Origin of the sequence: Protofrankia sp. Cas8, assembly GCF_963555845.1 — a bacterium.
In the GTDB taxonomy this organism is placed as follows: Bacteria; Actinomycetota; Actinomycetes; order Frankiales; family Frankiaceae; genus Protofrankia.
Genome location: NZ_CAUVXI010000084.1, coordinates 13,247 through 22,411, shown reverse-complemented (window position 1 = coordinate 22,411; position 9,165 = coordinate 13,247). Strand labels below are relative to the sequence as shown.

Annotated in this window: 8 protein-coding genes and 1 pseudogene; 8 read left to right on the top strand and 1 reads right to left on the bottom strand. The window is 72.1% G+C overall.

Annotation, left to right across the window (positions count from 1 at the left end):
* The 8 genes from U9977_RS13895 to U9977_RS13860 all read left to right on the top strand — a co-directional run.
* Positions 1 to 250: hypothetical protein (locus U9977_RS13895; protein WP_322749667.1), on the top strand; the 250-nt coding region annotated here is incomplete at its 5' end.
* 64 nt (positions 251 to 314) lie between these two features.
* The gene (locus U9977_RS13890) at positions 315 to 1,199 is read left to right on the top strand and encodes a hypothetical protein (RefSeq protein WP_322749666.1); all 885 of its coding nucleotides are present in this window, start codon (positions 315 to 317) and stop codon (positions 1,197 to 1,199) included.
* 16 nt (positions 1,200 to 1,215) lie between these two features.
* The gene (locus tag U9977_RS13885) at positions 1,216 to 3,321 is read left to right on the top strand and encodes an ATP-binding protein (protein WP_322749665.1); all 2,106 of its coding nucleotides are present in this window, start codon (positions 1,216 to 1,218) and stop codon (positions 3,319 to 3,321) included.
* Positions 3,318 to 4,592, top strand: a complete 1,275-nt coding sequence (locus U9977_RS13880; protein WP_322749664.1) for an AAA family ATPase — start codon at positions 3,318 to 3,320, stop codon at positions 4,590 to 4,592. The genes U9977_RS13885 and U9977_RS13880 overlap by 4 nt, the downstream gene beginning before the upstream one ends.
* Positions 4,585 to 5,358 (top strand): molecular chaperone DnaJ, encoded by a 774-nt coding sequence (locus tag U9977_RS13875; RefSeq protein WP_322749663.1) that lies wholly within the window; start codon positions 4,585 to 4,587, stop codon positions 5,356 to 5,358. Before U9977_RS13880 ends, U9977_RS13875 begins: the two co-directional genes overlap by 8 nt.
* Before the next feature lie 143 nt (positions 5,359 to 5,501).
* Positions 5,502 to 5,777 carry a hypothetical protein gene (locus U9977_RS13870; protein WP_322749662.1) on the top strand — a complete coding sequence of 92 codons (276 nt, stop codon included), beginning with the start codon at positions 5,502 to 5,504 and terminating at the stop codon, positions 5,775 to 5,777.
* Entirely contained in the window at positions 5,770 to 6,435 is a 666-nt protein-coding gene (locus tag U9977_RS13865; RefSeq protein ID WP_322749661.1) for a hypothetical protein, read from the top strand. Before U9977_RS13870 ends, U9977_RS13865 begins: the two co-directional genes overlap by 8 nt.
* 3 nt (positions 6,436 to 6,438) lie before the next feature.
* The gene (locus U9977_RS13860; protein WP_322749660.1) at positions 6,439 to 8,364 is read left to right on the top strand and encodes a hypothetical protein; all 1,926 of its coding nucleotides are present in this window, start codon (positions 6,439 to 6,441) and stop codon (positions 8,362 to 8,364) included.
* Between the two features lie 205 nt (positions 8,365 to 8,569).
* Here the strand turns inward: U9977_RS13860 and U9977_RS13855 are convergent.
* Positions 8,570 to 9,165, bottom strand: a pseudogene (locus U9977_RS13855) (hypothetical protein); the annotation flags it as partial.

The window sequence follows — 9,165 nt, the reverse complement described above, 5'->3', positions numbered from 1 at the left end:
CTGGTACCACACCCATCTGTTCCCGGCCACCAGCGAGATCGGGCTGTCGTCGATCGACGTCGAGCTGCACACGACCACGTTCCGCCGGCCCTGGCAGGTCGCCGGACTGGTCAACATCGACCGGCATGACCGGGATGACCGAGTGCTGCGCTTCTACCACGCCGAGGCTGCCGAGGCCGGGGCTGGCGCACCCGACGCCACCGCAACCGAGGACATGGTGCTCGCCTCCTACTGGGTGGCGACCGGATGACGGTGCCCATCAGATGAACAGGGCTGTCGGATGAACCGGGCTGTCGGATGAACAGGGCCGCCGGATGAACGCGGAGACGACCGCGTGCCGCGTGCTCGCCTGGGCCGGTGACACCGCCGGATGGTCGGCGCCACCGCCGGTCGGCCCGTTGCGGGAAACCAGCGCGCTCGCCCATCCCGCCGCGGCAACCCTGACGGTGCTGCGGGAGCTGACCCGTGACACGGCCGCGAGGCTCGGGGCGGGATCACCCCCGTTCGCAGACCGGTCGCCGGTCGGTGCGGGGGCGCTGCTGCTGGCCGCCGCGGTCGGCGGGCGGGCTCAGGCTGGCCCGGCGCGGGCGCTCGCCGAAGCGGCCCCGGCACTGCGACCGGCGACCGATGGCTGGGCCGACGCCCTCGCCCGGCATGCCGTGGTCGCGCCGACGCTCGCGGCGTGCCGGGCCGTGCCCGAGCTGGCAGACACGCTGCTGCGGGCGTCCACGCTGACCGCCGTGCTGTTCCGGCCGGCGGCCAGCCGGGTGAGCGCCGGTGCCACCGCGACGGAGGTCGCGGCCGCCACCGATCTGCTCGGTCGACCGCGCGGGCGGGCGGTGGTGACAGCGGCGCTCGCCGGATGGTCACCGGACCCCGCAGTGCTCACCTGGCGCGCGGAACTGCTGACCCGGCTGTCCCACGATCATCCGGGCGTCGTGCTCGACACCTACCTGCTGGCCCGGCTGCGCCACGGCGTCGACTGGGACCGCCGGTTGACCTGGGCGGCCAGGGCGCTGTCCGGTTTCGGTCTGCCCGACGACCTGCCCGTCGCCACCGTCGGATTCTGGGCGCCGCTGGCCGCACTGGACCAGCGGGACCCGGAACTGATCCGCTCCCGGACGCTCCTGGACGGCCACCGCGACGCGCTGAACCTCGTCCGGCGGTACCGGCTCGGCCTGTCGGCAGGCGCGGCATGAGCGAATCGGGAGACGCATGAGCGGCCGGATGCGCAGCCTGACGCTCGTACCGCTGGACCGGACGGCGTTCCACGACCGCTACGTGCTGGCCGGGACCGACGAGCCGGATCTCACCCTCGGTGAGCTGCTGGCCGATCTGCCGGCGTTCAGCCTCACCCCGCTTGATTCCGCCTATCTGGACGTGCCGGTCGGGCGACTCGTCCTGGAACTGGTCGAATTCGACCTGTCGACCCCGCTCTATCCCCCGCCCGGCCTCGACCTGACGACCCTGGCCGCGGCCCGCTCACCCCAGGGCAGCGGGCCAGCAACCGGGATCGGGCCCGCTGCCGACGCCGGGGCCGGCATGGCCGGACAGGGCATGGCCGGGTCGGGCGTGGCCGCGGAACCGGGCCATCCGGAGACGCTGAGCGAGCGGGAAGCCGTCCTGATCGCGCATGATATGGAGATCAACCGGGCCGTCGCGTACCTGGAAAGCGGCCTGTCCGTCCTCATCCGGTGCGAGAAGTTGCTGGTCGAACACCTGGCGCACGAGATCGCCGGGCGGTCCGGCCGGCCGGCGCGGATGCTCCGGCTCGGCGGCGGGTCCGCAGCGGCCGGGATGGCGCCGGGGACGGCGTCGGGAATGGCGTCGGGAATGGCGAGCGGTCTGGGGGATGCGACCCCGCTCGGCGGCGGGCGGCGCGCCGAACTGCTGGCCGCGCTGCAGGCTGCGGTCACCGATGCCAAGCCGGGTGACGTGGTCGTCGTGCCGCACCTGGATCTGCTGGCCGGCGGCACTGACGCGACGCTGACGAGCGAGGCCCGCGAGCTGACCGACGTCCTCTACGAGCGCAGCGCCTGCGTGCTGCTGGCGTTCACCGACCCGTCCCTGGTGATCCCCGAGGTGCTGGCCAACCGGTTCGCGGTGCGGTTGTCGATCGAGATCCTGCCCCGGGAGGTGACGACCCGCTCCGGTGAGCGGGTGCCGGTCGGCCGGGCGCTGGTCACCCGCGCAGAGGCCGAGCTGTTCGACGGTTTCGACGCGACCGACCTGTACAAGTACGTGGCCGGGATGAACGCCGTCCGGTTCCGCAACGCCCTGCGGTTCGCCTACCACCAGCACCGTCCGGCGATCGGCGCGGCCCGGCGGCCCACCTTCGCCGACCTGCGCCACGAGCTGCGGGTGTTCAAGGCCCGCACATCCAGCTCGTTCGAGGTGCCGAACGTGCCGTTCTCGGCGATCGGCGGCTATGGGGACGTCAAGGCCGAGCTGGAACGGGCGCTGACCATCGTCGGCGGTGCCGTCGATCTGCCCGAGCATCTGCGCCACGACCTGGTGCCACGCGGGTTCATCTTCCACGGCCCGCCGGGGACGGGCAAGACGCTGTTCGCCAAGGCCGTGGCCGCCCGCCTGGCCGCCACCATCCTGGTGGTCAGCGGGCCGGAGGTCACCGACATGTACGTCGGGGAGAGCGAACGCAAGGTCCGTGAACTGTTCGCCGAGGCCCGCCGCAACGCCCCGGCCGTGGTCGTCTTTGACGAGTTCGACTCGATCGCGGCCAGGCGCTCCGGCCGGGACGACGGCGGCAGCCGGGCGGGCAACGCGATCGTGGCCCAACTGCTCACCGAGTTGGACGGTTTCCGGCCCGAGGTGCCAGTTCTGATCATCGGTACGACCAACCGGATCGATCTGATCGATGACGCTCTGCTGCGGCCGAGCCGGTTCCGGCCGATCAGAATCGACCTTCCGCAGGAGGATGCCCGCCGGGAGATCGCCCGGGTGCACGCCGACCACTTCGGTATTCCGGTGAGTCCAGCGCTGGTGGACGGCATTGCGCGGGTCACCGAGGGGCTCAACGGCGACGAGATCCGCTCGGTGTTCCGCGACGGCCGCGCCGACGAGCTGGTCGGAGCCGACCGGCGACGCGCCGACGCCCGCCGGCTCGGCGAGCTGATCGGGGCGCTGAAGGCGGCCCGTCGACAACGGGAGCGGGAGAAGAACCCCCGGCTCGGTCGTTCCGGTGATGGCCAGCGCCGGGTGACCCTGGTCGGCCCGATCAGGCTCACCGGGGTCGCCGGGCGCCGGAGCGCCACGGAAATGGTTCCTATTGTCACCGATGGGGAAGAGATCACCGCGCCATGACCACGACCACACCAGTGCTGGACCAGCCGACCAGGGTGCTGGCCCGGACCTTCGCCACCCGGCTCCACGACGTCAAGCAGAGCTTCGTCGGCCGGGACGAAGCGGTCGACTTGGTCGCGCTGGCCGTCCTGTGCCGTGAGCACGTCCTGCTCGTCGGGCCGCCCGGAACCGCCAAGACCAGCCTGCTGGAACGCTTCCGGCGGATGCTCGACGCCCGCTACTTCAGCTACCTGCTCACCCGGTTCACCGAACCCGCCGAGCTGTACGGGCCGGTCGACATCCGACGGTTCCAGACCGAGGGCGTCTACCAGGTCAACACGGCCGGGATGCTCCCCGAAGCCGACATCGCGTTCCTGGACGAGGTGTTCCAGGGCAGCTCGGCGATCCTCAACACGCTGCTCACCCTCATCAACGAGCGGACCTTCCACAACGGCGCCCAGGCCGTCCCGGCCAACCTGATCACGCTGCTCGGGTCGTCCAACGACATCCCGGACGACCCGGTGCTGGCCGCGTTCAGTGACCGGTTCCTGCTGCGCTGCCGGCTCGACTACGTGCCCGACGACGACATCGAGGATGTTCTCGCGCTCGGCTGGCGCGGCGAACAGACTCTGATCAACCTTGCCGGCGTTCGCGGTCCGTCCGGTCCGTCCGGTCCATCCGGTCCATCCGGACGACAGTCCGGACGACAGTCCGGACCGTCGGACGAGCCGGCCGCGCGGACCCGGGTCGGTTTCAGCCTCGCCGACCTGCTCACCCTGCAACGCGCCGTCGCCGACATCGACCTGACCGCTGTGCGCGGACCGTTCGCCCGCATCGTGCGCTCGTTGCGCGCCGAGGGCGTCGCCTTCTCCGACCGGCGCGCGGTGAAGGCGCAGAAGACATTCGCGGCGTCCGCGCTGCTCGCTGGACGCGCCGCCGCGGAGATCGCCGATCTGGCTCCGCTCGTCCACCTGTGGACGAACCCGCGGGACGAACAGACGATGCGCCGGATCGCCGCTGACGCAGGCGTTCCCGTCGACCAGCCGGGCCACACCGTCCGCAGCCTCGGCGAGCTGCGGATCGACCTCACCGAGCTGGTCGGTCAGCGCGAACGGGTGGCCGGGGCCGAGGAGTTCAAGGAGCTGCTGCGGCGCGGTCAGCGGCTCGCCCTGGAACTACGCCGCGAGCATCCCGACGCCCGCGACCTGCTCGCCGGCGTCCAGCAGCATCAGCGGGAAACGCTGACCATCTTCCGGGAACGATTCGCCGAGGAGGGGCTGGTCGATGTGTAACCCACGTCGGGTCCGCGTCCGCGCCACCCGTGATCTGACCGACGCCTGGGAGCAGGAGGTCCGCCGCCAGGTGACCCGGCGTGGGCAGGCCGTCGGGGACGCGCGGGTCCGCGAGCCGCTGGGCAGCAGCATCGGCGCGCCCACCCTGGCCGCGCTGAGCGGCGTGCTTGCCCGCACCGACGGGTGGGAACGGGACGGCGAGTCGTTCCGACACGCCCTCGACGGCGGCTACCTGCTCTACCACCCGGCCACCCGCGAACTGGAGATCGTCGCGGAGGTTGCCGCCGAGGTGGCGGCGTCCGCCGAAGTCGCCACCGTCGTACGCGGACAGCTCGCCGAAACCGTCGAAGGTGAGGGCGAAGGCACCTACTACGACGACAACTACGGCGGCCGGACGGAGACCCACGCGCGCCGGGATGCCGAACGCAACGCCGCTCGGGCCGTCGACGCCCAGGTCGACGCGCTGCTCGCCGCCGCCCGGGCGCAGGCCGACGACGCCGAAGGCACCGCTGTGGAAGCCGCCGCCGCGGCTCGCGCGGACGCCGCTCTGGCGCAAGCCGCGACCGCCCGCGTCGAGGCGCTGCGCCGGGAGGCGGCGACCCGGCTGGTCGCTGTCGGCATCCAGGGGCGCAACATTTTCCATCAGGCGCTGGCCGGCGCCTACCGGGACGCGATCCTGGCCTACGCCCGAGCCAGGCGGGCCGAGGGCATCACCTGCTCGGAGAACGGCGGCGTTCTCGACATCGAGTTCGAGCTGCAGATCTAGCGGGCCAAAGGGCGCGCGACGATCGTCAGATCGCGCGCCCGGAGGCCGCAGTCCCTGGAGCACTGACGGTCTGAAGATCTATAAAACTGTGGATCTGTGCGGTCCGCTCTGATTGCCGATCGTGAGGATAGGGGGGTGAACGTATGCGGGTCCGGGTGAAGTTCCGCTACCGCGCCGACACGGGCGAGGTCGAGGTGTTCCGCGTCGAGGACACCGGAGAGGGCGCGCCCGCCACCGACCACGACGCCCGCCACGACCGGGCCACCGCCGACATCGCCCGCATCGTCGAGAACAGCGCCCTCATCGAGCAGGAAGCTCCGCAGGTCGCACCGGCCGGCCGCGAGCAGGTCGGGCAGCGACCGACCGAGGAGCCCTCGACCGAACAAAGGGCCGAAGGGGGGCCACGGCTCCGTGACTGACGCCCCGCTGCTCGACCGGGCCGCGACCTGCTACCTGCGGGCCGGGCAGGTTGCCGAGGCCGCGCGTTGTTATCGGGACGCCGGCCTGTTCCCGCGGTCGGCCGGCCTGTACGCCCAGCTCGGTCGGCACCGGGACGCCGCCGCGGACTACACCGCGGCCGGTCTCGTCCACGTGGCGGCCTGGACACTTGCCCATGAGGTGGGTGACCCGGCCGCGGCTCGGGCACTGCTGCTATCTGACCCGGCCGGACCGGCCCACCAGGCTGAACCGGCGGTCGCGGCGATGTTCGACGCCCTGTTGCGTCGACTGGTGCTGGCCCGCTGCGACGTCGCGGACGGGCTGCCCGACCGGCACATCCTTCCTGTACTCGTCGACGTCCAGGCGATGCTGGCCGAGCCAACGGTTACCGAACCTGCCTGGCCGGCGCACTCCGCCAGCCGCCGGATCGAGGAATGGGCGGTCGTGCTGGCTGAGGCCGCGCACCGCTATGACCAGGTCGCTCTCGTCTTCGCCGCGGCCGTGCGCGGTCGCCGCACCGGCGCGGAGCAACGGTGGGCTGAATGGTCGGCGCGGGTGCTGCACACCGAACTGACCCTGCCGACCGGTGCTGTGCCACCGACAGCAGCCGGGCCCACGACCAGCCTGTCCGCGGGGTAGCGGATGGCTCTGAATCCCGATCCTCCAGCGTCCGGTCAAGGGCGACATCCTTTCGGTGTCCACGAGATCCGGCCGGACGAGGTTCCCGTTCCGCAGGTATCCCCGCTACCGGAGCCCACGCCCCCGGACGCGATCCCGATCCCGATCGCCCGGAACGGACCGACCGTCCGGCCGGAGCCTTCCACCGGACAGCCCGGATCGAACGGGTCCGCTGACTCCGCCGGCCTTTCTGCGCAGGTGGTGGAACTCGCCGGCAGGTTCGGCTCCGCCTCCGCAGCGCTGGTGTTCGCCGGCTCACTCGTGGCGACCGGGCACCGTGACAGCATCCAGTTCCTGCGGGCCGACGGACTGGAGGAACCGTCAGGCGTCCCGACCGTCGCCGGTTCCGGGAGCTGGTGGGTGGCCGCGGAAATGGACCTCGACCTGGGCCGGGAGCTGGTGTCAACCGCGCAGGGTCGGCTGTATGTCCACGCCGATGGATGGTTCCGGCCGGACCGTGGCTGGGGCGCCACGCCGGTCGCCCCGGTCGCCTCGGTCGCCCCGGTGATACCGGACGGCGACCGTGGGTCGGTGCCGACGTCCGGGCTTCGTCCGGTGAGCGTCGTCGAAGTGGTCCGGACCGCCGGACTCCACCCGGTGGCGGCCGGCACATCCACCGAGGCGGTGGTCCTGCTGCCCGGTGCGCTGGCCGGCGAGGTCATCCAACGCGCCCTGGAGCTGGGGCTGTCGGTGAGCTACCGGCCGGTCCGGCTGGATCCGCTGTTCGACGCCCTGCTGTCCGGTCCTGTGCTGCCCGGGGCTGTTGCCGGACCGTTCGGTGGTGGCCGGGTCGCCACCGAACTGCGGCTGTCCCCTGCATCGGGGGAGACGCTGCCCGCGTCGCTACTGGCTGCGCTCGATCATGACCCGTTCGTGCTGGTCTGCCGGGCCGCAGGCGACGGGCTGCTGCTCCAGCACGCCATGGCGTCCGCCCTGCCCGATCCGCTGCTCGCCGACCTGGTGGACGCCGGCACGTGGGTGCTGGCCGACAGCTCGTTCGGCTGCTGGCGGCTGGTCGGCCTGGGCGAGCCCAGCGACGGAGCCGCGCTCGTCCGGCTCGCCGACGGCTACCGGTTGGAGCCACCGGACCGGACCATTCCGGTACCGGACACCACGTTGTTGCGGCTGGACGGGCGGCTGGACGGGCAGCCGGTCGCGATCGTGCCGGGCCGCACCAGCGGTGTGGACATCGCCGCGGCGCTCCTCGACGACGACGATCTCGCCAGCGTCCCGCCGCTGTTGGAAGGGCACCCACTCGCCGAGATCGCGTTCGTCGTCCGCGGTCGGGACAGGCACCTGCTGCTCGCCCCCGGCGGTTTGCTCGAACGGCTACCGATCGGTGAACCGCTGTACCGCCTCGGCCCGGGTCCGCTGTTTCTGCCGGTCGGCTACCGGACGCGCCCGCGGCTGCCCCCGACCGCCCGCCAAGCCCTGTTCGGCGTTGTGGACGACGTTGCCGTGGTGGCGCTGCCGGACCGGGCCGTCGCCTTTGACCTGCGCGCCCGCCAGCCGGTCTGGACGTTGTGGGCCGGTCCCGGCCCCGATCTGGACCTTCAGCTCCCACCGGAGACCGTCGCGGCGCTGGCCGAGGTCGACGCACAGGTCACCCCACGGCCACCCGAGGTGATGCCGGTTGCCGCGTCGACACCGCAACCGCAGCCGCCCGTCGGCGGCGTGCAACGTGCCCGAGAGCTGTGGAAAAGGCTGCGCAACCGCGTCCCGGCCGCACCGTCGGCACCGCGTACCTGGCTGGATGACGCGCTCGAGGCCGAGCTCGCCGACAACTTTGTCGGGGCTGCGGCGCTCCATGAACGCAACGGTGACCCGCTGCGGGCCGCCCATCTTTACGAACGCGCCGCCCGCCAGAACGGAACCCGCATCTCGCCGTGAGGCCCCACCGTCGTCCGAACCCCGCGCCGGCGGTCGTCTGAACCCTGCGCTGGCGGGCGAGCGGTCGCCCGAGCCCCGCGTCGGCGGTCGTCTGAACGATGTGACTTTCGTGCTGCTCCCATAGCAGTGGATTCACATCTTTCGGCCGGCGGGCGAGCGGTCGCCTGAACGATGTGACTTTCGTGCTGCTCCCATAGCAGTGGATTCACATCTTTCGGCCGGCGGGCGAGCGGCCGTCCGAGCCCCGCGTCGGCGGCTGGTGGTTGTCCAGTCCAGCAGGCCCGCCGATGCGGGTCTGGTCGTCGGTGGTCGGGGTGAGTAGGGCGTGGATGGCGTCGGTGAGGGTGGCCGCGTCGGGGTGGGGTGGGAGGTGGCGGTGGTACCGCCCGTCTGCGGTGGCGGTGCGGGATGCGTGGCTGGTGCCCGGGTTGGGGGGTGGGGTGCCGGGGGGGTGGGTGGTCAGGAGTCGTAGGTGGGGTCCGGGGTGGATGGGGTGGTCGTGGGCGAGGTGGTGGTGGGTGAGGATCACGGTGGTGGGCGTCGGGGTGTGGGTGGCGGTGCGCAGCGCGGTGTGCAGGTTGGGGGGGTGCAGGGTGCGGGCGGTCCAGAGGGTGGTCAGGTCGGCGGGGTTGGTGAGGGGGCGTGGCAGGGCGGGCTGGTCGAGGGTGATGAGGGTGGGGTGTTGGCCTGTGCGCCAGAGGGTGACGGTGAGGAGATGGGCGGCGAGGCGGAGGACGGTTTCGACGGGTCCGAACGTGGGTGGGGTGGTGTCGAGGATGATCGTGACGGGTTGGGGTGGGG

Excerpts from the sequence above, each read along its gene's own strand:
- U9977_RS13885 (WP_322749665.1), top strand. The coding sequence starts at position 1,216 with ATGAGCGGCCGGATGCGCAGCCTGACGCTCGTACCGCTGGACCGGACG.
- U9977_RS13890 (WP_322749666.1), top strand. The coding sequence starts at position 315 with ATGAACGCGGAGACGACCGCGTGCCGCGTGCTCGCCTGGGCCGGTGAC.
- U9977_RS13870 (WP_322749662.1), top strand. The coding sequence starts at position 5,502 with ATGCGGGTCCGGGTGAAGTTCCGCTACCGCGCCGACACGGGCGAGGTC.
- U9977_RS13880 (WP_322749664.1), top strand. The coding sequence starts at position 3,318 with ATGACCACGACCACACCAGTGCTGGACCAGCCGACCAGGGTGCTGGCC.
- U9977_RS13860 (WP_322749660.1), top strand. The coding sequence starts at position 6,439 with ATGGCTCTGAATCCCGATCCTCCAGCGTCCGGTCAAGGGCGACATCCT.
- U9977_RS13875 (WP_322749663.1), top strand. The coding sequence starts at position 4,585 with ATGTGTAACCCACGTCGGGTCCGCGTCCGCGCCACCCGTGATCTGACC.